Origin of the sequence: Aggregatibacter aphrophilus ATCC 33389 (assembly GCF_900636915.1) — a bacterium.
GTDB lineage: Bacteria > Pseudomonadota > Gammaproteobacteria > Enterobacterales > Pasteurellaceae > Aggregatibacter > Aggregatibacter aphrophilus.
The window spans coordinates 43606-70072 of the sequence record NZ_LR134327.1 but is presented as its reverse complement, the minus strand read 5'-3'; the positions used below and the strand labels follow the sequence as shown (position 1 = coordinate 70072).

General features: G+C 41.4%; 22 protein-coding genes and 1 pseudogene. All 23 read left to right on the top strand.

The genetic code is table 11. The features are described from left to right. Positions 1 to 193: 193 nt before the first annotated feature. Positions 194 to 751 carry a ribosome recycling factor gene (gene frr / locus EL144_RS00395; protein WP_005702805.1) on the top strand — a complete coding sequence of 186 codons (558 nt, stop codon included), beginning with the start codon at positions 194 to 196 and terminating at the stop codon, positions 749 to 751. A 116-nt stretch (positions 752 to 867) separates the two neighbouring features. Then, on the top strand, positions 868 to 2073 hold the full coding sequence (gene ispC / locus EL144_RS00390) for a 1-deoxy-D-xylulose-5-phosphate reductoisomerase (RefSeq protein WP_232010636.1): 1206 nt from the start codon (positions 868 to 870) through the stop codon (positions 2071 to 2073). Positions 2074 to 2093: 20 nt separating this feature from the next. Then, positions 2094 to 2813 (top strand): polyprenyl diphosphate synthase, encoded by a 720-nt coding sequence (gene uppS, locus EL144_RS00385; protein WP_005702802.1) that lies wholly within the window; start codon positions 2094 to 2096, stop codon positions 2811 to 2813. Between the two features lie 14 nt (positions 2814 to 2827). After that, a complete protein-coding gene (locus EL144_RS00380) occupies positions 2828 to 3697 on the top strand; it encodes a phosphatidate cytidylyltransferase (protein WP_005702800.1) in 870 nt (289 codons plus the stop codon). A gap of 9 nt (positions 3698 to 3706) precedes the next feature. Continuing rightward, on the top strand, positions 3707 to 5038 hold the full coding sequence (gene rseP, locus EL144_RS00375; protein WP_032994711.1) for a sigma E protease regulator RseP: 1332 nt from the start codon (positions 3707 to 3709) through the stop codon (positions 5036 to 5038). Positions 5039 to 5072: 34 nt separating this feature from the next. Continuing rightward, positions 5073 to 7472: an outer membrane protein assembly factor BamA gene (bamA, locus tag EL144_RS00370; protein ID WP_050332618.1), complete on the top strand. Its 2400-nt coding sequence runs from the start codon at positions 5073 to 5075 to the stop codon at positions 7470 to 7472. A gap of 104 nt (positions 7473 to 7576) precedes the next feature. Beyond that, positions 7577 to 8155, top strand: a complete 579-nt coding sequence (locus EL144_RS00365; RefSeq protein ID WP_005702796.1) for an OmpH family outer membrane protein — start codon at positions 7577 to 7579, stop codon at positions 8153 to 8155. Further along, positions 8155 to 9177 (top strand): UDP-3-O-(3-hydroxymyristoyl)glucosamine N-acyltransferase, encoded by a 1023-nt coding sequence (gene lpxD, locus EL144_RS00360; protein ID WP_005702322.1) that lies wholly within the window; start codon positions 8155 to 8157, stop codon positions 9175 to 9177. Before EL144_RS00365 ends, lpxD begins: the two co-directional genes overlap by 1 nt. Positions 9178 to 9270: 93 nt before the next feature. After that, positions 9271 to 9723 carry a 3-hydroxyacyl-ACP dehydratase FabZ gene (gene fabZ / locus EL144_RS00355; RefSeq protein WP_005702324.1) on the top strand — a complete coding sequence of 151 codons (453 nt, stop codon included), beginning with the start codon at positions 9271 to 9273 and terminating at the stop codon, positions 9721 to 9723. A gap of 37 nt (positions 9724 to 9760) precedes the next feature. Beyond that, positions 9761 to 10549, top strand: a complete 789-nt coding sequence (gene lpxA / locus EL144_RS00350) for an acyl-ACP--UDP-N-acetylglucosamine O-acyltransferase (RefSeq protein WP_005702326.1) — start codon at positions 9761 to 9763, stop codon at positions 10547 to 10549. 81 nt (positions 10550 to 10630) lie between these two features. Further along, positions 10631 to 11815, top strand: a complete 1185-nt coding sequence (gene lpxB / locus EL144_RS00345) for a lipid-A-disaccharide synthase (RefSeq protein WP_005702795.1) — start codon at positions 10631 to 10633, stop codon at positions 11813 to 11815. Continuing rightward, complete coding sequence (rnhB, locus tag EL144_RS00340; protein WP_050332616.1) at positions 11808 to 12395, top strand: ribonuclease HII; 588 nt, start codon at positions 11808 to 11810, stop codon at positions 12393 to 12395. Before lpxB ends, rnhB begins: the two co-directional genes overlap by 8 nt. 50 nt (positions 12396 to 12445) lie before the next feature. Next, positions 12446 to 14308 (top strand): SLC13 family permease, encoded by a 1863-nt coding sequence (locus EL144_RS00335; protein ID WP_005702793.1) that lies wholly within the window; start codon positions 12446 to 12448, stop codon positions 14306 to 14308. A gap of 17 nt (positions 14309 to 14325) precedes the next feature. After that, positions 14326 to 14934, top strand: a complete 609-nt coding sequence (locus tag EL144_RS00330) for a CDP-alcohol phosphatidyltransferase family protein (RefSeq protein ID WP_005702792.1) — start codon at positions 14326 to 14328, stop codon at positions 14932 to 14934. Positions 14935 to 14944: 10 nt separating this feature from the next. Continuing rightward, positions 14945 to 15577 carry a lysophospholipid acyltransferase family protein gene (locus EL144_RS00325; RefSeq protein WP_005702791.1) on the top strand — a complete coding sequence of 211 codons (633 nt, stop codon included), beginning with the start codon at positions 14945 to 14947 and terminating at the stop codon, positions 15575 to 15577. Then, positions 15577 to 16506: a phosphatidate cytidylyltransferase gene (locus tag EL144_RS00320; RefSeq protein ID WP_005702332.1), complete on the top strand. Its 930-nt coding sequence runs from the start codon at positions 15577 to 15579 to the stop codon at positions 16504 to 16506. The genes EL144_RS00325 and EL144_RS00320 overlap by 1 nt, the downstream gene beginning before the upstream one ends. A gap of 74 nt (positions 16507 to 16580) precedes the next feature. After that, positions 16581 to 17162, top strand: a complete 582-nt coding sequence (gene mog, locus EL144_RS00315; protein ID WP_005702789.1) for a molybdopterin adenylyltransferase — start codon at positions 16581 to 16583, stop codon at positions 17160 to 17162. A gap of 148 nt (positions 17163 to 17310) precedes the next feature. After that, positions 17311 to 19371 carry a type VI secretion system Vgr family protein gene (locus EL144_RS00310; RefSeq protein WP_126379358.1) on the top strand — a complete coding sequence of 687 codons (2061 nt, stop codon included), beginning with the start codon at positions 17311 to 17313 and terminating at the stop codon, positions 19369 to 19371. Positions 19372 to 19386: 15 nt separating this feature from the next. Then, positions 19387 to 21798 (top strand): hypothetical protein, encoded by a 2412-nt coding sequence (locus EL144_RS11435; protein ID WP_232010635.1) that lies wholly within the window; start codon positions 19387 to 19389, stop codon positions 21796 to 21798. Then, entirely contained in the window at positions 21786 to 22424 is a 639-nt protein-coding gene (locus EL144_RS00295; protein ID WP_005702758.1) for a GW dipeptide domain-containing protein, read from the top strand. Before EL144_RS11435 ends, EL144_RS00295 begins: the two co-directional genes overlap by 13 nt. 391 nt (positions 22425 to 22815) lie before the next feature. Beyond that, a complete protein-coding gene (locus tag EL144_RS11305) occupies positions 22816 to 23436 on the top strand; it encodes a hypothetical protein (RefSeq protein WP_005702756.1) in 621 nt (206 codons plus the stop codon). A gap of 184 nt (positions 23437 to 23620) precedes the next feature. Beyond that, positions 23621 to 24394, top strand: a complete 774-nt coding sequence (locus EL144_RS00280; protein ID WP_005702755.1) for a hypothetical protein — start codon at positions 23621 to 23623, stop codon at positions 24392 to 24394. Positions 24395 to 24467: 73 nt separating this feature from the next. Next, positions 24468 to 26453, top strand: a pseudogene (locus EL144_RS00275) (type VI secretion system Vgr family protein); the annotation flags it as partial. Positions 26454 to 26467: the final 14 nt, after the last annotated feature.

Sequence of the window (26467 nt, the reverse complement as noted above, 5' to 3'; positions counted from 1 at the left end):
AAAATAAAAACGGTAGAAATAAATGATTTCTACCATTTTTTTGTATAGATAAAATACGATTGTACTTTTCTATTTATCAAAGACAAAAATTTGTTCTTAAAAATGGTATTTTCAGAAGAAAGAGATTCAAAAATTTACAAAAATCCAGTAAAATCACGCCGTTTTATCTTTATTTACTGAAAAGGAAAGTCGAATGATTAATCAAATTAGACAAGATGCCGAAGAACGTATGGAAAAAAGTCTTGAAGCTTTAAAAGGCCATATCGCCAAAATCCGTACCGGCCGTGCGCAACCAAGTTTGTTGGATGCTATTCAAGTGGATTATTACGGTTCTGCAACGCCGTTACGTCAATTAGCTAACGTGGTGGCGGAAGACGCGCGTACTTTAGCGGTAACCGTGTTCGATCGCTCATTGATTCAAGCGGTAGAAAAAGCCATTTTAACGTCTGATTTAGGTTTGAATCCGTCTTCTGCGGGAACAACCATTCGAGTACCGCTTCCGCCGTTAACAGAAGAACGTCGCCGTGATTTGATTAAAATTGTGAAAGCCGAAGGTGAACAAGGTAAAGTGGCCATTCGTAATGTTCGTCGCGATGCTAACGATAAAATCAAAGCCTTGTTGAAAGACAAAGAAATCAGCGAAAACGATCAGCATAAAGCCGAAGAGGTTATTCAAAAATTAACCGACGGTTTCATTAAAAAAGTAGATGATGTGTTGGCTGATAAAGAAAAAGAATTGCTTGATTTCTAATCATCAATAATGAATTAATGCGGACGCAGTGCTTTACTGCGTCTTTTCTTATGTAAACGCCCCTCTGTTTGATGTGTATTTTTATGCTTCGTAGGGGAAAGTGCGGTCAAAATTTTATGCAAAATAAACAAAACGTCGTCATTCTTGGTGCCACCGGTTCTATTGGTAATAGCACGCTTTCTGTGATTGAACACAATCCGGAAAAGTATGAGGCGTTTGCTTTAGTCGGGGGGGGCAATGTTGACGCTATGTTTGAAAAATGCGTGAAATTTCGACCGCACTTTGCTGCATTAGCAGATGAAAACGCCGCGAAAATATTGCGCGAAAAATTAATAGCTCATCAAATTCCAACCCACGTGTTAGCCGGTCAACAAGCCATTTGCGAATTAAGCGCACACCCCGATGCGGATATGGTTATGGCGGCAATTGTTGGTGCGGCAGGTTTATTACCAACGTTATCGGCCGTGCAAGCGGGAAAAAAAGTGTTGCTGGCGAATAAAGAAGCCTTGGTGACTTGCGGTCAGATTTTTATTGATGCGGTGAAGCAACATGGCGCGCAATTATTGCCGGTGGACAGTGAACACAACGCGATTTTCCAATCCTTGCCACCACAGGCACAGCAACAAATTGGTTTTTGTCCGTTAGCAGAACTGGGCATCAGTAAAATCGTGTTGACCGGTTCCGGTGGGCCTTTCCGTTATACGGATTTAAGCGAATTTGATGGCATTACGCCGGAACAAGCAGTGGCGCATCCGAACTGGTCTATGGGTAAGAAAATCTCCGTGGATTCCGCAACGATGATGAACAAGGGTTTAGAGTATATTGAAGCCCGTTGGTTATTTAATGCGACAGCCGACGAAATGGAAGTGATTATTCACCCGCAATCCATTATTCACTCTATGGTGCGTTATATTGATGGTTCTGTGATTGCTCAAATGGGAAATCCCGATATGCGTACGCCAATCGCTGAAACAATGGCGTACCCGAATCGTATTATTTCCGGTGTGGCTTCATTAGATTTTTACCAACTCAATGGCCTGACATTTCTTGCTCCTGATTATCAACGTTATCCTTGTTTAAAACTCGCTATGGATGTTTTTGCAGAAGGGCAATACGCCACCACGGCAATGAATGCCGCGAATGAAATAGCGGTGCAGGCGTTTTTAGATCGACAAATTAAATTTACCGATATTGCCAAACTTAATCAGGTGGTAGTGGAACAAATTCAGCCACAGCTAATCAAACAAATTGATGATGTATTAGACGTGGATCGTATGGCTCGGGAATGTGCCCAAAAGCAACTTGTACATTGGTCTAAATGATTGCTTAATGAGAATTGAATATGACTGAATTAGACCCGAATAATATTCCGCAACATATTGCCATTATTATGGATGGCAATGGCCGTTGGGCAAAACAACAAGGCAAAATGCGAATTTTTGGTCATAAACACGGTGTGGCGGCAGTACGTGAGGCTGTTTCGTATGCACGCAAAATTGGGGTGAAATATTTAACCCTTTATGCCTTTAGTAGTGAAAACTGGAGTCGCCCTGAGCAGGAAGTTAGCGCACTGATGAACTTATTTATGCAGGCGCTTGATTTCGAAGTGAAAAAACTGCATAAAAATAACATTCGTTTGAAAATTTTGGGTAATGTTTCCCGTTTTAGTGTGGGCTTACAGGAAAAAATTAAAAAAGCGGAAAAATTAACGGAAAATAACACCGCACTTACTTTAAATATTGCTGCCAATTATGGCGGACGTTGGGACATTGTACAGGCGGCGCAACAGTTAGCCCAGCAGGTACAAGAACAACGGCTTACTGTGACGGAAATTGACGAAGTTTTATTGCAGCAACATTTGGTTACCAAAGATGAACCGGAAGTGGATTTATTGATTCGTACTAGCGGTGAACAACGTATTAGCAATTTTTTATTGTGGCAAGCGGCCTATGCGGAACTGTATTTTTCCGATGTGCTGTGGCCGGATTTTAATGAAACTGAATTTCATCAGGCGATTTTATCTTATCAACAACGTCATCGTCGTTTTGGCGGGACTGAATAATAGAGGAATATATTGTGCTCAAACAACGGGTTATTTCGGCAATTGTGTTAATTGCTATTGTCTTTGCCGCTTTATTTTTATTTTCACCTTATTATTTTGCTCTTGCATTGGGCGTGATTGTGGTGTTGGGTATTTGGGAATGGACGCAGTTTTTTAATTTCAAACAACTGACTTTTTGGCGCTACGCAATTACAGGCTTAAGTGCAGCCTTTTTATTCCTTTGGATTTATGGTGAAGGCAATTACTTAGATGTTGGTCGTGTGTTTGAGCATTATGCCCAACCGATTTTATTCGGCTCTGTTATTTGGTGGTTAGTCGCGCTATTTTTTGTAGTGACCTACCCGAAAAGTAGTGCCATTTGGGGCAAGCATTCCGTCTTGCAATTCTTCTTCTGTTTCTTCACGCTTATTCCGTTTTTAATTGGCGTATTATTGCTACGTTTAGATCGTTATGTGACAGAACCTTACCACGGCATTATGCTGTTGTTATATGTGTTTATTCTGGTTTGGGTGGCGGATTCCGGCGCTTATTTTGTGGGGCGTAAATTCGGTAAACACAAATTGGCACCGAAAGTGTCACCGGGAAAATCTTGGCAAGGTGCTATTGGCGGTTTGGTGATGGCAGGCATAGTTGCTGCAATTTTTGTTAATGTGGCACAACAAAGTTTGACTTCAAATGTTTCACCTGAAGCCTTTATTGGCTTGTCTGTGGCGACAGTAGCAATTTCTATTTTAGGCGATTTAACTGAAAGTATGTTTAAACGCCAAAGTGGTATCAAAGATAGTAGCAATTTAATTCCAGGGCATGGCGGTATTTTGGATCGTATTGATAGCTTGACTGCGGCCGTACCGTTCTTTGCGTGTTTCTACTTCTTTGTGTTATAGGAATTAGTCATGTCATTTTTATGGTCAACCGTTTCATTTTTGATTGTTATTGCCGTTTTAGTGACTGTACATGAATACGGTCATTTTTGGGCAGCCCGAAAGTGCGGTGTAAAAGTCCATCGTTTTTCTATTGGATTTGGTAAAGTCATTTGGTCACGTACCGATAAAACAGGTACCGAATTTGCAGTGTCGGCAATCCCTCTCGGAGGCTATGTCAAAATGCTGGACGGGCGCAATGAAGATGTGCCTTCAGCATTAAAATCACAAGCCTTTGATCATAAAACCGTAGCACAACGCGCATTTATTATTGCCGCTGGTCCGTTAGCTAATTTCTTATTTGCTATTTTTGCTTATTTTCTTGTTTATTCGATTGGGATTCCGAGTATTAAGCCGGTGATCGATGAGGTTCGACCTCAATCTATTGCCGCGTTAGCACAAGTGCAACCGAATTATCAAATTACTGAAGTCGATGGTGTTGCTGCCCCTGATTGGGAAACCATCAATATGTTGTTAGCGACAAAATTAGGTGATAGTAAAGTCGATTTGACGTTGATTGAGTTTGGTTCCAACATTGAACAGCATAAAACTTTAGATTTGTCCAACTGGACGTTTGATCCTGAGAAAGAAAGTGCCTTCGGTTCATTAGGTATTTTACCGGTTAGAAGTAAAGCGGATATGACGCTATCTAAGGTTAGCGAAAATTCACCAGCGGAAAAAGAAGGCTTATTGAAAGGTGATAAACTTTACTGGTCGGATAACAGTAATATTGAGTGGCAAGCATTTGTCGAAAAGGTTCAAGAAGGTAAGCCATTAAGCCTTAAAGTGGAGCGTAATGGCGTATGGTTAGATAAAACGATTACACCTGAGTTCAATGATAAAAAACGCTGGTTTGTGGGAATTTCTCCTACTTTTTATCTGGTGGCTGATGAATATCGTACTGAATTAAAGTATGATATGCTCGAATCCTTACTGAAAGGGGCAGAAAAGACCTTTCAACTCTCTTGGTTAGCGATTAAAGTCATCGGAAAATTAATTACCGGTGATTTGTCTTTGAATAATTTAGGTGGCCCGATTTCTATTGCAAAAGGTGCAGGTGCATCTTCTGAAATTGGCTTGATTTATTACCTAAGTTTTATGGCATTAATTAGCGTTAATTTGGGTATTATGAATTTATTTCCATTGCCGGTGCTAGATGGTGGACATCTCGTTTTTTTAGTAATGGAAGCGTTTAAAGGAAAACCGATTTCCGAGCATGTGCAGAATGTGAGTTATCGAATTGGTGCTGTCTTGTTATTGATGTTAATGGGATTTGGACTGATTAATGATTTTTTACGTTTATAACTAATTGAGTATTTTATACAGGATAAAATTTACGATGAAAAAACTCTTAATTGCAAGCCTTTTATTTGGTTCAACAGCAGCCTTTGCTGATTCTTTTGTGGTTCAGGATATTCGTGTTGATGGTGTTCAAGCAGGTAGTGAGGATAATATTATTGCTGCTTTACCGGTGAAAATCGGACAAAAAGTCAATGATTCGAATATTGCCAATATTGTGCGTAGTCTATTTTTAAGCGGTCAATATGAAGATGTTAAAGCTTCACACCAAGGCAATACATTAATCATTTCCGTTATTCCCAAAGCTATTATTTCTGATGTAGTGCTTGATGGTAATAAAACTATTCCGGATGAAGCATTAAAACAAAATTTAAATGCTAACGGTTTCCAAAAAGGTGATGTGCTTAATCGTGAGAAATTGGAAGTCTTCCGTAAAAGTCTAGAAGAACATTATCACAGTGTTGGGCGTTATAACGCCAAAGTGGAAACTATCGTTAACCCGCTTCCAAACAACCGTGCAGAAGTCAAAATTCAAATTAAAGAAAATGATGTTGCGTTATTAAAAGGTATTACTTTTAATGGCAATAACGTATTTGACAGTGATACGTTACAAGAACAAATGGAACTTCAGCCGGATGCGTGGTGGAAACTTTTCGGCAATAAATTCGATTCAACTCAATTCTCTAAAGATCTAGAAACGATTCAAAATTATTATTTGGACCGAGGTTATGCTAAGGCAAGAATCGTCAATAGTGATGTGCAATTAAACGATGAAAAAACTGAAGCTCGCGTTACCGTAGATGTTTCCGAAGGTGAGAAATATACGGTAAAAAGTGCCCGTATCGTCGGTGATGTAGGTGGTATGCGGGATGAGTTGGCACTATTGCTAAAACAAATTCACATCGGTGAAGAATTCCGTCGGAGCGATATTCAAGCTGTTGAAGACAGCATTAAATCGACCTTGGGTGAGCGTGGTTACGGTAGTGCACAAGTTAATGTACAACCAGACTTTAATGATGAAGAAAAAACCGTTGGTTTAAGTTTCGTTGTTGATGCGGGTAAACGTCTTTCCGTACGTCAAATTCGCTTTGAAGGTAACACTGTAAGTGCCGACAGTACTTTGCGTCAGGAAATGCGTCAGCAAGAGGGTAGCTGGTTATCTACTGATTTAGTTGAATTAGGTAAAGTGCGGTTAGATCGTACAGGATTTTTTGAGTCTGTTGAAAGTCGTACAGAACCGGTACAAGGCAGTAACGATGAAGTAGATGTGATTTATAAAGTTAAAGAACGCAATACCGGTAGTATTAACTTCGGTGTGGGTTATGGTACGGAAAGTGGTTTAAGTTATCAGGCTAGCATTAAACAAGACAACTTCTTGGGAATGGGGTCTTCCCTTAGTTTGGCGGGTTCCCGTAATGACTATGGTACTAGTGTCAACTTGGGTTATAACGAACCGTATTTTACCAAAGACGGTGTGAGCTTAGGTGGTAACGTATTCTTTGAAAGATACGATAACTCTAAAAACTCGACTTCAGCCTCTTATGCACGTACGACCTACGGTGGCAATTTAACGTTAGGTTTTCCGGTCAATGAAAATAACGCGTATTACATTGGTGTCGGTTATGCCTATAACAAATTAAAAAATATTACGCCTGAATATAATCGTGCGTTGTATTTAGCGTCGATGAATTATAAAGAATGGACTTTCAAATCTCACGATTATGATGTTTCCTTCGGTTGGAACTATAACAGTTTAAATCGTGGTTTCTTACCGACTAAAGGTGTTAAAGCCTCTATTGGCGGTAAGGTGACCATTCCGGGTTCTGACAATAAATATTATAAATTCAATGCCGATGTGCAAGGTTTCTATCCGCTTAATCGTGACCAGACTTGGGTTTTATCCGGCCGTTTAGGTGCTGCGTATGCTAACGGTTTCGGCGGTAAGCGTTTACCGTTCTACCAAACCTACACTGCCGGTGGTATCGGTAGCTTACGCGGTTTCGCTTATGGCGCAGTTGGACCACAAGCGATTTATATCAATCCAAAAGTTTGTAGTATCGCTGGTGTTAGTACACAATCTTCCTGTTATAACTTAGTGAATGGTGATATCGTAGGGGGGAATGCCATGGCATCTGCTAGTGTAGAATTAATCGTGCCGACGCCGTTTGTGGCAGAGAAAAACCAAAACGCCGTACGTACCTCATTCTTTGTTGATGCGGCGAGTGTTTGGGATACACACTGGAAAACTGAAAAATCTAAATTTGCGAATTTGAATTTGCCTGATTATGGTGATCCTTCACGAGTTCGTGCTTCTGCTGGCGTTGCTTTCCAATGGCAATCACCAATTGGTCCATTAGTTTTCTCTTATGCAAAACCGGTGAAGAAATACGAAAACGACGATATCGAGCAATTCCAGTTCAGTATTGGCGGTTCTTTCTAATTGGATGAACTTATATGATCACATACACTCTAAAAAAAATATCTGTGCCAAGAAATTGGCACAGAAGGATTTAATATTTAACTTACCAAAAGGAAAATAGACAAATGAAAAAAGTAGTAAAATTGACCGCGCTTTCTTTAGCTTTAGTATTCACTTCTTCTTTAGCCATGGCAGAAGAAAATATTGCGTTTGTTAGCGCTGAGTATCTTTTCCAAAATCATCCGGATCGTAAAGCTATCGCTGATAAATTAGAATCTGAATTCAAACCAACCGCAGATAAGCTGGCGGAAAATAAAAAGCAAATTGATGCAAAAATTGCCGATGTACAGAAAAAAGTAGACGCGAAGGTAGCTGCTTTACAAAAAGATGCACCGAAATTGCGTTCTGCCGATATTAAAAAGCGTGAAGATGAGATTAATAAATTTGCTAATGATGAACAAACTGCTATTAATAAATTAATTGCAGAACATGATAAAAAAGCAAAAGAATTCCAAGACAGCTACGCGAAACGTGAAAACGAAGAAACGTCAAAAATGGTTGCTAGCATTCAAACTGCAACTAATAACGTAGCGAAACAAAAAAACTACACTTTAGTGCTTGATGATCGTTCTGTGGTATATGCTGCTGACGGCAAAAACATCACTGAAGAAGTCTTAAAAGCCATTCCGGCACAGGCGAAATAATGAGAACTTATTCTCTTTTCGAACTAGCTCAACAAGTCGGCGCTACCATTCGTGGTAACGCCGATGTTGTTGTAAGTAATATCGCCTCTCTAGATAAAGCCAACGAACATCAACTTACTTTCATTTCTAATGCCAAATTCCGTGAAAAATTAGCTCATTCCCATGCAGGTATTCTTGTGGTTTCTGAGGCAGATGTGGAGTTTTGTTCACCAGAAAGCAATTTGCTTATCGTTAAAGATCCTTATGTAGCTTATGCCAAATTGGCTCAATATATGGACAGCACTCCGAAAGCCGCATCCGGTATCGCCAAAAGTGCGGTCATTTCTGACGACGTTTTTTTAGGGGACAATGTTTCCATTGGAGCCAATACCGTTATTGAAAGTGGTGTGGAATTGGGTGATAACGTGGTCATTGGGGCAAATTGCTTTGTTGGCAAAAACACTAAAATTGGTGCCAATACTCAACTTTGGGCAAATGTGTCGGTTTATCACGATGTATTAATCGGACAACACTGTTTGATTCAATCTGGCGCTGTGATTGGAAGCGATGGTTTTGGTTATGCCAATGAGCGTGGTAAATGGATTAAGATTCCTCAGGTCGGTCAAGTGATTATTGGTAATCATGTGGAAATTGGTGCTTGTACCTGTATTGACAGAGGTGCATTAGATGCTACGGTGATTGAAGATAATGTGATTATCGACAATCTTTGCCAAATCGCCCACAACGTGCATATTGGCACGGGAACAGCGGTTGCCGGTGGTGTGATTATGGCGGGCAGTTTAACTGTTGGTCGTTATTGTTTAATCGGTGGCGCCAGTGTAATTAACGGGCATATGGAAATTTGTGATCAAGTCACTATTACCGGCATGAGCATGGTAATGCGTCCAATTACTGAACCGGGCGTATATTCTTCCGGTATTCCGTTACAAACTAATAAAGAATGGCGCAAAACCGCTGCGTTAACTCTTGGTATTGACGGCTTAAACAAACGTGTTAAAGCGCTTGAGAAAAAATTAAAATAGATGAGCTACGTTATGCAGTTCATTTAATGCGTGAAATAACGTATAATTTCACGCATATTTTTTATTCATTATTTAGTATTAAAAGGTAACCCTGTGACTAAACAAACCTCAAGAATTATCGAAGCCCACGAAATCATGCAATTATTGCCACATCGCTATCCGTTTTTATTGGTGGATCGAGTCATCAATTTTGAAGAAGGCAAGTGGTTAACTGCAATTAAAAACATCAGTGTGAATGAACCTTGCTTTACTGGGCATTTCCCGGGCAATCCGATTTTACCGGGGGTATTAATTCTTGAGGCATTGGCGCAAGCCATGGGGATCTTGGCGTTTAAAACCCATGAGTTGGCTGGCGGTGAAATTTTCTATTTCGCTGGTGTTGATGAAGCTCGCTTTAAACGTCCAATTGTGCCGGGTGATCAAATGGTGTTACACGTTGAAGTGATTAAAGAACGTCGTGGTATTACTGCGTTTACCGCAACAGCCTCCGTTGATGGTGAGGTTGCGTGTGAAGCTAAATTAATGTGCGCCCGTCGTGTCGCATAATCACGCGTCGTATAAATACTAAAATAAGGGGACTAATATGATTCACCCAACCGCAAAAATTCATCCTCAAGCCATTGTTGAAGAAGGGGCCAAAATCGGTGAGAACGTTGTCATCGGACCATTTACTATTATTGGTAAAGGGGTTGAGATTGGAAAAGGTACAGTGGTTCATTCTCACGTGGTGATTAACGGTAATACGAAAATCGGCAAAGATAATGAAATTTATCAATTTGCCAGTATTGGTGAAGTGAACCAAGATCTGAAATACCAGGGTGAACCAACCCGTGTAGTTATTGGTAATCGCAATCGTATTCGCGAAAGTGTGACCATTCATCGCGGTACCGTACAAGGCGGTGGCGTAACCAAAATCGGTGATGACAACCTGTTTATGATTAACGTCCATGTGGCGCACGATTGTGTCATCAAAAACCGTTGTATTTTAGCCAACAATGCGACCCTTGCAGGTCACGTGGAATTAGATGATTTCGTTATTGTCGGCGGTATGTCGGCAATTCATCAGTTTGTCGTGGTAGGCGCGCACGTGATGCTTGGAGGCGGTTCTATGGTGAGCCAAGATGTTCCGCCTTATGTGATGGCGCAAGGCAACCACGCGCAACCATTCGGTGTGAATATTGAAGGCTTAAAACGCCGTGGTTTTGATAAGCCAACCATGCACACTATCCGTAATGTTTACAAAATGATTTATCGTAGCGGCAAAACCTTAGAAGAAGTGATGCCGGAAATTGAACAGATTGCAGAAAGCGAATCGGCAATCAGTTTCTTCGTCGAATTCTTCAAACGTTCCAAACGTGGCATTATTCGTTAATTGTCCGTTGGTAAAATACTAAAATTTCCGACCGCTCTTTTTCGCAACCAAAAGAGCGGTCGTTTTTTTCAGAGTTTTTATATGTCAAATGTAATCCCGTCTAATGAGTCTCCGCTTATTGCCTTGATCGCCGGCGAGGTGTCCGGTGATATTCTTGGCGCCGGCCTAATTAAAGCCCTCAAAATTCGTTATCCTCACGCCCGTTTTATCGGTATCGGTGGCGAGCGTATAATTGCCGAAGGCTTTGAAAGCTTGTTTGATATGGAAGAATTGTCCGTGATGGGCTTGGTGGAAGTATTAAAACATTTGCCACGCTTGCTTAAAATCCGTCGTAGTATTATTCAGCAGTTATTAGCATTAAAACCGGATGTTTTCATCGGAATTGACGCGCCGGATTTTAATTTAGATGTAGAACTGAAACTCAAACAACAAGGCATTAAAACCATCCATTATGTTAGCCCATCGGTATGGGCTTGGCGTCAGAAACGGGTATATAAAATTGCGGCGGCAACGAATTTAGTGCTTGCCTTTTTGCCTTTTGAAAAAGCCTTTTATGATCGTTTCAATGTGCCTTGTCGTTTTATTGGGCACACCATGGCGGACGCAATTCCGTTAAAACCGAATCGCGCCGAAGCCTGTCAGCTGTTGAATCTTGACGAAACGCAACGTTACCTTGCCATTCTTGTAGGCAGTCGTGGTTCTGAGGTGGAATTCTTAACGGAGCCCTTCTTACAATCAGCGCAGTTATTGCGTCAGCGTTATCCGGACGTAAAATTTTTAGTCCCGTTAATTAACTCAAAACGTCGGCAGCAGTTTGAGCAAATTCAACAACGTGTTGCGCCGGAGCTTGATTTGATTCTGTTAGACGGCAATGCCCGTGCTGCTATGATTGTTGCCGATGCTACCTTATTAGCCTCAGGTACGGCGGCCTTAGAAGCGATGTTGTGTAAATCACCGATGGTGGTGGGGTACCGCATGAAGCCTTTCACTTATTTCTTGGCAAAACGGTTAGTGAAAACCAAGTATGTTTCTCTGCCGAATTTGTTAGCAGATGAAATGTTGGTGCCCGAATTAATTCAAGAAGAATGCAATCCTACGAATTTGGCAGAAAAATTGGCTGCCTATCTAAGCGAAGAGGAAAGTGCGGTCAAAAATCGCAACGTTTTGATTCAACGCTTCACTGAGTTACATCAGTTAATTCAATGTGATGCAGATAAGCAAGCGGCTCAGGCGGTGATTGATTTATTGGAGCAACAACATGGATAAGTTTGAGTACCCACAAGGTTATGAACTCATCGCCGGTGTAGATGAAGTCGGCCGTGGACCTTTGGTCGGTGCGGTGGTGACAGCAGCAGTGATTTTGGATCCGAACAATCCTATTGAAGGGCTGGCTGATTCCAAAAAACTGTCAGAGAAGAAACGGTTATTGTTGGCGGAAGACATTAAGCAAAAAGCCTTGGCGTGGGCACTAGGTCGGGCTGAACCGCACGAGATCGACGAGTTGAATATTTTGCATGCCTCCATGCTTGCAATGGAACGGGCGATAAAACACTTGAAAATTCAACCGCACTTTGTGTTGGTGGATGGTAATCGGATCCCGCCGAATTTAGGGATGCCTGCACAGGCAGTGGTGAAGGGCGATGCGTTGGTGGCTGAAATTAGTGCCGCTTCCATTTTGGCGAAAGTCGCGCGTGACCAAGAAATGATGGAATTGGATAAAAAATATCCCCAATATGCCTTTGCTAAACACAAAGGCTACCCTACTAAATTGCATTTGGAAAAATTAGCGGAATTTGGTGTATTGCCGGAATATCGTCGTAGTTTTGCACCTATCAAAAATTATTAAAATCGTTATAATTTAACCACTAATAACACGCCTTATTTGTAGAGGTGGCTATGAGCCAATTCACTCATTTATTTGATGCTTTACATCCGGAGCCTTGGTTGTGGGTTATTTTGTTGCTCGCTGCCGCCGTTATTCTCTTCATTCGTAATACCATCCGCATGGATATTGTTGCCGTGCTGGTGATGTTAGTCTTTAGTCTCAGCGGTATCCTGACGGTGGAAGAAGTCTTCGCCGGCTTTAGTGATCCGAATATTATCTTAATCGCACTGTTGTTTATTGTCGGTGAAGGCTTGGTGCGCACGGGCGTAGCCTATCAGGTGAGTGAGTGGTTGTTGAAGGCTTCCCGTAATAGCGAGTCGCGCGTACTCATTTTCATGATGTTGGCTGTGGCGGGGTTAGGTGCGTTCATGAGTTCTACTGGTGTTGTGGCAATTTTTATTCCTGTGGTACTGATGATTTGCCAACAAATGAATATTTCACCGAAACGCCTGATGATGCCGTTAAGTGTGGCGGGTTTGATTAGCGGTATGTTGACATTAATCGCTACGGCGCCGAACTTGGTGGTTAATGCCGAGTTAGTCCGCGAAACCGATATGCGCTTAAAATTCTTTGATTTTACTCCTATCGGATTAGCCATTTTATTGCTTGGTATCGGTTATATGTTGGTGGCGCGACGTTGGTTGAAGTCTGATAAAGAAAGCGAGATGCACAGCACGGATAAACGTTCTATGAACGATTTAATTTATGAATACGGCTTGCAATTGCGTGCGCAGCGTTTTGTTGTGAAAAAAGGCTCTTCGCTTATCGGTAAACATTTAGACGAATTACATTTACGTTCCAAATTCGGTTTGAATGTTTTGGCGATTGAGCGTTGGAAGCGTTTTCGTCCGATATTTATTTCGGCGCTTGGCTCCTCAGAAGTGCGTGAAAAAGATATTTTATTGATGGACAGCAGCGATCCCGAACTCAATTTGGCTGAGTTCTGTCAGGAATATAATTTAGAACGGGCGGAAATTCGTGCACAGTCTTTTTCGGAACAAGCCAGTTCCATCGGTATGGCGGAATTGATTTTGGTGCCGGATTCCGATTGTATCGGAAAATCTACCGAAGAACTGCACTTCCGTTCCAAATACGGCTTAAACGTTGTCGGTATTAAGCGTGACGGTGAAGTGCTTGACGGACATTTTGTGGAAATGCCTTATAAAGCGGGGGATTTGCTGTTAGTCGTGGGTGATTGGAAACTCATCCAGCAAATGCGTACTCACAGTAAAGACTTCTTTGTGTTGAACTATCCTAGCGAAATCACCCGTGCCGTGCCTGCACAAAGCCAAGCTCCTTATGCTTTATTAAGTATTTTAGTCATGGTGTTTTTGATGGTGACACGCCTCGTACCAAACGTTGTTGCCGCTTTAATTGCCTGTTTAATGCTCGGTTATTTCCGTTGTGTGGACAGCAAAAGCGCCTATGAATCCATTCATTGGTCGAGTCTCGTGCTGATTGTGGGCATGATGCCATTCTCCCTAGCGTTGCAAAAAACCGGTGGGGTGGCGATGATTGTCGATTTAATGCTGAATTTGGTGGGTGGCATGGGTAAACACTGGATCTTGATTAGCCTGTTTATTCTCACGGCAGTGGTCGGTTTGTTTATTTCCAACACCGCCACGGCAATTCTTATCGCGCCGATTGCGATTACGATGGCGAACCAGCTGAATTTATCTCCGGTACCGTTCGCCATGGTCGTTGCTATTGCGGCTTCAGCAGCCTTTATGACACCGGTATCTTCTCCGGTAAATACCATGGTTTTCGGCCCTGGTGGTTATAAATTTGCTGATTTTGTCAAAATTGGCGTGCCGTTCACTATTTTAGTGATGTTAGTGAGTATATTTCTTATTCCTTTACTCTTTCCTTTTTAACCTTTAAGGACAATTTTATGAGTATTTATGATCTTAAACCCAAGTTCCAAAATCTGTTGCGCCCGCTTGTAATAAAACTTGAGCAACGTGGTGTGACTGCCAATCAGGTGACCTTAACTGCTTGTGCTATTTCTGTCATTTTAGGGTTAATGTTGACCGCACTTTCTGACTATAACTGGCTTTTTATTTTGATTCCTATTTGGTTGTTTGTGCGCATGGCACTAAATGCTATTGATGGTATGTTGGCACGTGAATTTAACCAAAAATCCCGTTTGGGCGGATACTTAAATGAAATCACTGATGTGGTATCCGATGCTGCCTTATATCTGCCTTTTGCTTTTGTCTATCCTTTTGACGCTTTGCAAATCGGATTGATCATTTGGTTATCGGCATTGACGGAATTTTGTGGTGTGCTCGGGCAAGTTCAAGGTAAAACTCGTCGTTATGATGGTCCATTAGGCAAAAGCGATCGGGCGTTTTTGTTCGGCGTGTTGGGCTTAGTCTACGCTTTTCTCTCGATGCTACCGGATTTTCTCTATTGGGTGAGTTGGGCTATCGTCATTTTGTTAATTGCCACCTGTATAAAACGCGTTAAGTCTGGTTTGGCTGAAGTCGGTAACGAATAGGAGCACAAACATGTTAGCTAAATTTATCGATTTTCTCTTGTGTCGCTTCACCTCCTTTATCACCGGTGTTCGTCCGCAAAAAAATGTCGAACAGCAATCCGCGGATAAACATCGTTTGTATTTTGCCAACCATAACAGCCACGGTGATTTTATCTTGTTGTGGGTATCTTTGCCGTATCAAGTGCGTAAAAACACCCGTCCGGTTGCAGGCGCGGATTATTGGACAAAAGGGCCTATTCGGCGTTTTTTGGCATACAAGGTGTTTAATATGTTGCTGATTGAACGGGGCGGCGATAACCCGCAAGCCATTACCCAACAAATTAGCGATGCCTTGCAACATCATTCTCTGATTATTTTCCCTGAAGGCACCCGTAAAATGGACGACGATGTGGCGCTACAACCTTTCAAAAGCGGTTTGTATTACGTCGCAAAGCAAAACCCGCAATTAGAACTTGTGCCGGTATGGATTAGCAACATGCATAATGTTTTGCCGAAGGGCTTTGTGGTGCCGATTCCGCTGTTGTGCGATTTATATATGGGAGAGCCGTTATTCTACCGTGAAGAGGAAGATAAGGCCGATTTCTTAATCCGTGCCGAACAGGCATTATTAAGTTTAAATTTAACCGAGAAAGGAAAAGCATAATGGAAATATGGCAGCTGTTTGGTGGTTTAATTATCACCTTAATTATCGCGTCATCAATCGGTTATGGATTGAAATTCAAAGTCGGCTTTTCTACACCTCATGCGGTAATTGATAATCTTAACGCGCGAATTAACGCGTGGTGGGTGATGATTTTAATTATCTTCGCCGCTGCCGCGTTGGGGTTTTACGGCGTGATCGGGTTATTTTTTGTGATTTCTTTCATGGCATTGCGTGAATTTTTATCCTTGCTTTATATTCGCCGTGGCGATCATTTAGCTCTTGCCGCGTGTTTTTACGTCATCCTGCCTATTCAATACATTTTAGTGGCGATCGACTGGTTCAGTATGTTCACCATCTTCATTCCGGTGTATGGCTTCCTGTTTTTGCCAATTCTCTCCGCCTTGTTGGGCGACACTGCGCATTTCTTAGATCGTTCCACCAAAGTGCAATGGGCATTGATGATCAGCGTCTTCTGTATTTCCCACATCCCGGCAATCCTGACATTGGATATTGAAGGTTTTGAAGATAAAAAACTGCTATTGATGATTTTCTTGATTTTAGTGGTGCAATCCAGTGATGTGTTGCAATACGTATGGGGCAAGTTGTTCGGCAAACACAAAATTGCGCCGAAACTTTCGCCATCCAAAACCGTAGAAGGTTTTGTGGGCGGTGTCGTCAGCGCCAGTGTACTGGGTGGCTTGCTCTATTGGCTTACCCCGTTTAACCCGGTACAAGCGGTGTTAATGAGCTTATTAATCTGCCTCATGGGCTTTTTAGGCGGGTTGGTGATGTCCGCTATGAAACGGAGTATGGGCGTAAAAGACTGGGGGAATATGATTAGTGGCCACGGCGGCATGTTAGATCGTATGGATTCTCTTTGCTTCGCCGCGCCGATTTTCTTCCATGTTGTCAGATATTATTGGACCTAGGGCTACTGTTACGATAACGACTCCGGGTCAAATTGAATTGTTTATTCGCAAACCTTAAAAAAACGAGAGAAAAAATGACCGCACTTTTAAAGATTGGTTTGGTGTCCGTTTCTGATCGGGCATCGCAAGGGGTTTATCCGGATCAAGGCATTCCAGAATTAAAAAATTGGTTGGAACAGGCGTTAGTGGAGCCATTTGAGGTGGTAGAGCGCCTGATTCCGGACGAGCAACCGGAAATCGAGCGGACGCTGTGCGAGTTGGTGGATGGGGAGCATTGCCATTTGGTGCTCACCACCGGCGGCACCGGGCCGGCAAAGCGGGATGTTACGCCGGATGCAACACTTGCTGTCGCTGATCGTGAAATGCCGGGATTCGGCGAGCAAATGCGTCAAGTTAGCCTGCATTTTGTGCCGACAGCTATTCTTTCCCGTCAAGTAGGCGTGATTCGTAAAGAAAGTTTGATTTTAAATTTACCGGGGCAGCCGAAAGCCATCAAGGAGACGTTGGAAGGCGTGAAAGATGAAAACGGCAACGTGTTGGTGAAGGGGATTTTCAGTGCCGTGCCCTATTGTTTGCAACTCATTAACGGGTTATATATCGACACCAAACCGGAAATCATTGCCAGTTTTCGTCCGAAATCTGCGCGCCGCAGTTAAATGCGGAGGAAAGTGCGGTCATTTTTAACGGCGTTTTTGTGAAAGCAAAACAGAATAATCACGAAATAAAGCGATTAAGATTATTAAATACGACGTCTTGTTTTGTATTACAATAAAATCAACTGATTAATTAAGAGGAACCCATCATATGCCAGCCCAATCTGATTACCGTTACAGCTTAAAAGTCAATGGTAATACCGAATTTGACGTAGTGAGTTTTGTATTAACCGAGGGACTTTCGCAACTATTTCGTTTAGAACTGGAGCTAGCCGCCTTTAACCCCGCCTCTTCTTTTTCCGATGTGTTAGATAACGAAGCGACCTTGACCTTTTGGCAAGGTTCGGCGCCAGTGCGTTATGTTTCGGGCATTGTCACAGGGTTTGCGCAAGGCGAAAGCGGTTTTAGTCGAACCCGGTATAAAATGGTAATTGAGCCGTCGTTAAGTCGGGCGCGATATCAATCGGATAATAAAATCTTCCAACAGCAAAACAGCGAAAAAATCCTCCGTACACTGTTGCAAAAGAATCAGGTCTCGCAAGTGGATTTCAGTTTAACGAATGCGGATTGGGTGCGAGAATATTGCGTGCAATATCGGGAAACGGATTTAGCCTTTATTGAACGTTTAGCGGCAGAAGAAGGCGCCTATTATTATTTTGAACATCAAGCGGACAGCCATCTCTTACATTTCTGCAACGATAGCCAAACCGCCCCGCATAAAGGCACCTTGCTTTATAACGCCACGCCGTCAGGCGACCGTCCGCAGGCCGCGTTATGGCATTTCGCTTATGAAGCCAATCTTACCCCACAAAGCCAAACCTTACGTGATTATACCTTCACCAATCCCCGCTATAACTTAGAACAGTCTTCGCTTGCCCAAGGGCAAAATATCCTCGGGGGGCAAAGTGCGGTCAATTCTGCGGGCGTTTATGAAAAGTACGACTACCCGGGACGATACAAACGGGATGAACAGGGTAAACCTTTTAGTCAATATCGTTTGGAGTATGAGCGTCGTGAAGCGGAAGTCGCCTTTGCTCAGGGAGATGATTTACGGGTAGTGCCGGGGTATGTGTTTGAGCTTGAAGGGCATCGTAGAGCAGACTTTAATCGCCCTTGGCTCATTGTGTCAATCGAACATCGCGGTTATCAACATGGGATTTTAGAAGAAGAGGCGGGAGCGTTAGGTAATCGTTATGAAAACCACCTCAAACTGATACCGCACACCACGCAATGGCGACCTTTGCCACAACCGAAACCGAAAGTGGACGGTCCACAAATGGCGCATGTGGTGGGTCCGGAAGGAGAGGAAATCTATTGTGACGACTGGGGCCGGGTGAAAATCCGGTTTCCGTGGGACAGAGTGGGCAGTCATGACGAACACAGTTCTTGCTGGGTGCGGGTCAGTCAGGGTTGGGCGGGTGCGCAGTATGGCAGTCAAATGCTGCCTAGAATCGGACAAGAAGTCATTGTCAACTTCTTGGAGGGCGACCCGGACCAACCGATAATCACCGGACGTACCTATCACAGTACTACCGAGCCGCCTTATCCGGTGCCGAAACATAAAACGCGGATGACGATAAAATCGAAAACGCATAAAGGCAACGGCTTTAACGAACTGCGTTTTGAAGATGAAAAAGGTCAAGAAGAAATCTTTTTGCATGCAGAGAAAGACCATAACCATATCGTCAACCATGACGAAACCAGCCGAATTGGACATGACCGCACGGAGCAGGTGAGTCGAAACGAAACCGTGAATATCGGACATGACCGCATGGAAACTGTCGGTCTGGATGAAAGCCTGACTATCAACCGAGACCAAATGCGCCATATTGGTCGCAACCGCATCAGCAAAATCGAAAAAGACAATCTTCTCAATATCGGCAATAACTACCAAGTGAACGTGCATGCGGACACGATTATCAAGGTGGGTAAAGATACCACGATTGAAGTGGCGCAGAATGGCGAATGGCTTGCCGGTGATTTACTGGAGAGTATTTGTAAGCATTTTAATATAGAGGGCTATGAGGAAGTGCGTCTGCAGGGCCCGGCGGGCGAGGTTGTGGTAAATCAAGAAGGGATTACATTGATAGGGAATGTGCGGATTGAGGGGGAATTGACTGAAGAGGGCGGTTCAGCGGAGGCGGTGAATCCGTTTAAAACTCAAGTCTATGAAGCTAGACCTTTGGATATGTTGGATATTGAGTTTTCGTAATTAAGGAGCATAAGTATGTCAGAACAAGAAAAACAGACAAATGAACAGAACAATAAAATTGAATCCCCAATAATTCCAAATGTTGCTTATCCATTGAAACCGAGAAGTAATACCACTAATCTCTCTCAACAATATTTTAATCGTCTTGCTGGTGATGAAACATCGGCTTTTCTGTTTAATGATAGTGGTCTTTGGCACCAAGGGATTCATTTAAGAGCTTCGCAGTTTCCGAGTAGTGAATTTGAGAATGACAAGATTTGTGCGATTGCCGATGGCAAATTGATTGCCTATAAAGTGGATAGCGAATATAAAAAGGATAGTGAAGTTGAAGTCCCCATGAAAAGTGCGGTGTATTCTACGGGCTATTTTTTGTTGAAGCATAAAATGGCGTATCCGAAAGACAATGTACTGACGTTTTATTCGCTTTATCGTCATACGGCAAAGTTGTCAGATTATCCGCCGAAGAAACGTTATGTCACCAAATCAGCCGATGCAAATCCGGTGACGATCAAAGACAGACGGGGTGTCGTGATTGCACAATTAGCTGATGGTTTGATAATTTCCATCAAGTCCCCAAACTCTAAAGCGTCCCGTCACGAAATTGAATCTTATCAGGATGAACAAGGACAGATTCATCGCCCGTCAAATGGGGATATATGGACGATTTATAAAGGCTCTTATCACCAAGAGGAAGACAGTACACAACATGCTATTCCATTTTTATCCCAAAACAATATAGAGACGGAAGCGGATAAGGAAGTGTTACTTAGTGGAAATCGGCAAATTGAAGTTAAAGCCGGAGAGGTGCTGGGCTTAATGGGTGAATATAACCAAACAGGTAAAAGCGGTGAGAAACTGTTACATCTTGAAGTGTTTACCTATGACGACATTGAGCAATTTAGAGCTAAAGCAGAGGCGGCTTATAAGCAGGATAAAGAAAAGAAAGGGATAAAAGACAATTTTCTATATGTAGCACGAGGCAGTCAGCTTTACACCGTGCTAAAGGACGAAGTTGTAGAGCTGGAGAAAACCCAAGTCGAAATCATGGTGCCGTTAGCGGATGTAGCGAAGCAGACCGTGAAGAAGAACACGGATAAGACGGGTAAGGATTATTACAATGTACAGCCGTATCTTTATAGCCTGCTAGAAAATAATAATGATGGCGGAATTTACGTGGATGATAGTCATTTAACTCATGGCTTATTATTTCCGGGCGTGAATGTGTTTAAAGATGAAGCCCATGAAGTGAGTATTTTTAAGGAGAAAATAGCAACATGCGCAGAGCCGGAGGGTACTGCGACGCCGGAAGAAAAAGACCGATTAGGGCCGGTATTTAAAGAAATCTGGCAAGAATTGGACGTGGACAAGGATAGTCGACAAGGAGAGGTGCAGTTTGAAGCTGGGACGTTAAAGGCATTATTGACCAATCCGATAATACGTAGACGACTGACGGGGATAATTGTGAGACACAAGAGTGAGTGGTCTGCGGAGCAAGAGGGCAAATTTGAAGAGCTTAAGGCGCTGATGAGGAAGAATAATTGTGCGGAGAAGGCGGAGAGATTTGGTAAAAGAGTAGCAGACTTAGGGATTAAGTTGAAGGGGGAAGGATTTGATAGTGAGCAGGAGGCCTATTATATGCATCCGTTGGGGCTGATTGGGTGGTTGTCAGGCATGTGCATGCCATTAAAAGAGGCCAAAGAAACCGCTTTAATTATTTCGGGTACATATGAAGGAAAAGGTGGATTTGCTAGTCTATCTGGTAATTTTGATAACATGGGCATGTCATGGGGGATTGTTCAGTTTAATTTCGGGCAAAATACCTTAGGCCCGCTTTTGATAGATATGAGAAATAAAAATACCACCCTATTCAATGGGTGTTTTTCTAATAATGAAGATTTATCCAGTTTAAATAAAGCGTTAGATAAAGGGACTAACGAGCAGATGAAGTGGGCTATAGATATGCAAAATAAATATAATTCTAGATGGAAGGATATTTTTAATAAATTGGCTGAAATAAGAGAATTTCAAGAAATTCAGATTGAGCATGCAGATAAATATATCAAAACGGCTATACATATTATTCGTTGGATGAGGGGAATTCACCCTTCTGTTATGGAAAAAGTAGAGTTTAAAACCTTTGCAGCCTTGGTGGATCTATCCATTCAACAAGGAGGTATTGATAAAGTTAAGGATATTATAAAAGCTAAGAGTTTAAGCTCTCCTCCTAATACGCAGTACGCATTTGCTAAATTGGTAGTTGAGGAAAGAGGTAGTACCGCATCAGCCAGATGGAGAGCTGATTGTATAAGTAGAAGGCTGGGTATCTTGAATAAAAAAGCAACAAGTTATTCTCATAGTGGATACGTTGCAAAAAGGGATAATAGTAAATTCTCTTTAATTAAAGAGGTATATATATGCGAGTTATAGTGTTTCTTTTTCTTTTGTTTTTTGGGAATGGTACTGTGTATGCTTATGAGTGTGATGAGGATTATTCAAAAATAGAGATAAACATAAATAATAATGATATAACATGGTGTAAAAGCAGATTTTCAATGCAAGATAACTACTTTTTCTTAAAAACAAATAGAGTTACCTATAAGATAGAGCATTCATCATTTGCAACTAGTGTAGAGGATTACTTTTCTAGTTTGAATAATAATTCAGAATTATTTTGTTCGAGAGAGAAAATTACTTCTCTTAATATAAATGAAATTTTATTTTTTACCCTGCATCCAAGTGGAATTGATGAGATTCCATATTGCTATTCATTGGATTTGCGTTATTTTGATGAAAAAATACATTTTGTAAAAGATGATTCTGATGTCAAAGTAAGCATGTTGGGTTTTAACTCATTAGGTATTATAAATAAAGATAAACAGTATCTTTACAATTCTCCAAATAGAATAACAAGGATGTATTTAGTAAAAGGTGATAAGATAAGGGTGTTAAAAGAAGAAAAGGATGAAAAGGGTGATACTTGGTACTTCATCAGCTACAAAGGAAAAAAAGAAATCAATATGTGGATTAAAGCTGATTCCGTCGATCTAAATTAAATGATTTGTTAACCGCACTTTGTAATGTGCGGTTATTTTTTTGTTCTTTTAAAAGCTAGCAATCACTCCGCTAAATCTTCATTGTATATGTATTTGAATCTGGTAGATGGTTTTGGAAAAAAGAGCTACTCTTTCTAACAATAAGCCAGGTGTATGGAGATATCCTAATAGTGCTCCTAAAAGTATTCATGATCGTATTAAGATGGAAGGAGCTAATTGTAATAAGTCCATAGTGTCTTATGGAAATTTACAGGGAACTTTTGGTGTTTTAGATCTTAATGTGTTGGCAGATAATGATTGGGGAACTACTATTAGTTGACTTATCAACGGTGGCGCAAATGGATTTGATGATAGGATAAAATACAGAATTTGTTAAAGGAGATTATGAAATATGAATTATGTAAAAATAAAAAGTAGTCTTGTATTATTTTTTACGTTTATTTTTGGAATGTGTTCTCCTGCATTATCTGATGTTAGATATAATGTTAAAGTAAATAATAATGATATAGAGTTATCAGTTAGTGATGATGGAGAATTTATTGTATTAAATAAAACTAAAAATAATATCTTGTTTAAGAAAGAAAATATTCTATCTGATGGAATTTATTTCTTGAATAATATATCAAAAGAAAAAGATCTTTTTGTTGTGAGATTAGTCTTCGGTGGTTCAGGGGGACAAGAACTTGACTATTATTACCATATTGATGAGAATTCAGTATATCTTGTTAAAGAGAGTACAAGGTACTTAGAAACAGAAAGTAGTATAAGAGATAGAGTATGTGATTATTTTTATTCAAATAAAGTTAACGAATGCTTCTATCTTGTTTTAATGAAAAGTTATTTATATGATTTAAATAGAAAAAAGACAAGCATGTATTTAATTAAGGGAGATAGAGTAAAAATTATTAAAACTGCGTTTGATGCTGATGGAACTAGATGGTATTTTATTAACTACAAAGGAAAAAAAGAAATTAATATGTGGATTAAAGCTGATTCAGTTGATTTAAATTAAATGATTTGTTAACCGCACTTTGTAATGTGCGGTTATTTTTTGTTCTTTTGAAGACTAACAGGCTATACGCTAAATAATAAAGAGACTTTTGCAACTATGTAAGCATAAGATAGATACACAATTCATATACTGTCTCTAAAGCAGAAAGACGTCATAATTTCTCTATAACAAAAAAGGTGTGGAAATGCGAAGAGTAAATTATACTATTATTCTTTTATTGGCGTTGATTTTTTCATTATGTTCATATGGTTCAGATTATTGTTTATTTAAAGAGATTCCCTATGGGAATAAGTTTTTAATTAAGGTATTTATTTTATCTAAAGAATGTAAATTTGATAATAATTCTGATTCTATTGTTCAATTATTTAATGGTGATAAAGCTATTAAGGAATCTAAATATATTTTACCTAAAATAGAAGTTAATGATGATTACATTTTTGAAGGAGAAAGAGACTTAAGAGTTAATGGTGATTTGTTAGAAGTAGAAATAGCTAAGCCAAGCAGGGCAATGTCAGATGCTTATAGTTTTATATTTAAGTTTAAAATAGATAAAGAAAAAATTTCATTTTTTGATTATGAAATATCTGATCTTTGCTATATTCCAAATGAAAGTTTATGTCCTAGAATTAGCAAGGTGAGAGAAGATAAAGAACTTCATGAAATTATTAGATTTCATTTAAATGGAATAGATCTTTTCAAATTTAATACGCTAGATGTTTATGAGAATATATATTCTTACTGGCAAAAAGACGGAAAGGATTCTAAGATTTCTGTAAATAAAGCTTACCTTTATAAAAAGCCGGGAGATATTTCAAATATATATTTGATTAAAAATGACCATATTCTAATATTAGATGAATTTTTAGATAAGGATAAATCAAAATGGTATCTTATAAACTACAAAGGAAAAAAAGAAATAAATATGTGGATTAAAGCAGAGTCCGTTGATTTGAATTAAATAATTTATTAACCGCACTTTACAACGTGCGGTTATTTTTTGTTCTTTTAAAAACGAACGAGCTACATGCCAATTAACCGAGGGACTTTCAAAACTCTTCCGTTTAGAACTGGAGCTAGCCGCCTTTAACCCCGCCTCTTCTTTTTCCGATGTGTTAGATAACGAAGCGACCTTGACCTTTTGGCAAGGTTCGGAGACGGTGCGTTATGTTTCGGGCATTGTCACGGGGTTTGCGCAAGGCGAAAGCGGTTTTAGTCGAACCCGGTATAAAATGGTAATTGAGCCGTCGTTAAGTCGGGCGCGATATCAATCGGATAATAAAATCTTCCAACAGCAAAACAGCGAAAAAATCCTCCGTACACTGTTGCAAAAGAATCAGGTCTCGCAAGTGGATTTCAGTTTAACGAATGCGGATTGGGTGCGAGAATATTGCGTGCAATATCGGGAAACGGATTTAGCCTTTATTGAACGTTTAGCGGCAGAAGAAGGCGCCTATTATTATTTTGAACATCAAGCGGACAGCCATCTCTTACATTTCTGCAACGATAGCCAAACCGCCCCGCATAAAGGCACCTTGCTTTATAACGCCACGCCGTCAGGCGACCGTCCGCAGGCCGCGTTATGGCATTTCGCCTATGAAGCCAATCTTACCCCACAAAGCCAAACCTTACGTGATTATACCTTCACCAATCCCCGCTATAACTTAGAACAGTCTTCGCTTGCCCAAGGGCAAAATATCCTCGGGGGGCAAAGTGCGGTCAATTCTGCGGGCGTTTATGAAAAGTACGACTACCCGGGACGATACAAACGGGATGAACAGGGTAAACCTTTTAGTCAATATCGTTTGGAGTATGAGCGTCGTGAAGCGGAAGTCGCCTTTGCTCAGGGAGATGATTTACGGGTAGTGCCGGGGTATGTGTTTGAGCTTGAAGGGCATCGTAGAGCAGACTTTAATCGCCCTTGGCTCATTGTGTCAATCGAACATCGCGGTTATCAACATGGGATTTTAGAAGAAGAGGCGGGAGCGTTAGGTAATCGTTATGAAAACCACCTCAAACTGATACCGCACACCACGCAATGGCGACCTTTGCCACAACCGAAACCGAAAGTGGACGGTCCACAAATGGCGCATGTGGTGGGTCCGGAAGGAGAGGAAATCTATTGTGACGACTGGGGCCGGGTGAAAATCCGGTTTCCGTGGGACAGAGTGGGCAGTCATGACGAACACAGTTCTTGCTGGGTGCGGGTCAGTCAGGGTTGGGCGGGTGCGCAGTATGGCAGTCAAATGCTGCCGCGCATCGGACAAGAAGTCATTGTCAACTTCTTAGAGGGTGACCCGGACCAACCGATAATCACCGGACGTACCTATCACAGCACTACCGAACCACCTTATCCGCTGCCGAAACATAAAACGCGGATGACGATAAAATCAAAAACGCATAAAGGCAACGGCTTTAATGAATTACGTTTTGAAGATGAAAAAGGTCAAGAAGAAATCTTTTTGCATGCAGAGAAAGACCATAACCATATCGTCAACCATGACGAAACCAGCCGAATTGGACATGACCGCACGGAGCAGGTTAACCGAAATGAAACCGTGAATATCGGACATGACCGCATGGAAACTGTCGGTCTGGATGAAAGCCTGACTATCAACCGAGACCAAATGCGCCATATTGGTCGCAACCGCATCAGCAAAATCGAAAAAGACAATCTTCTCAATATCGGCAATAACTACCAAGTGAACGTGCATGCGGACACGATTATCAAGGTGGGTAAAGATACCACGATTGAAGTGGCGCAGAATGGCGAATGGCTTGCCGGTGATTTACTGGAGAGTATTTGTAAGCATTTTAATATAGAGGGCTATGAGGAAGTGCGTCTGCAGGGCCCGGCGGGCGAGGTTGTGGTAAATCAAGAAGGGATTACATTGATAGGGAATGTGCGGATTGAGGGGGAATTGACTGAAGAGGGCGGTTCAGCGGAGGCGGTGAATCCGTTTAAAACTCAAGTCTATGAAGCTAGACCTTTGGATATGTTGGATATTGAGTTTTCGTAATTAAGGAGCATAAG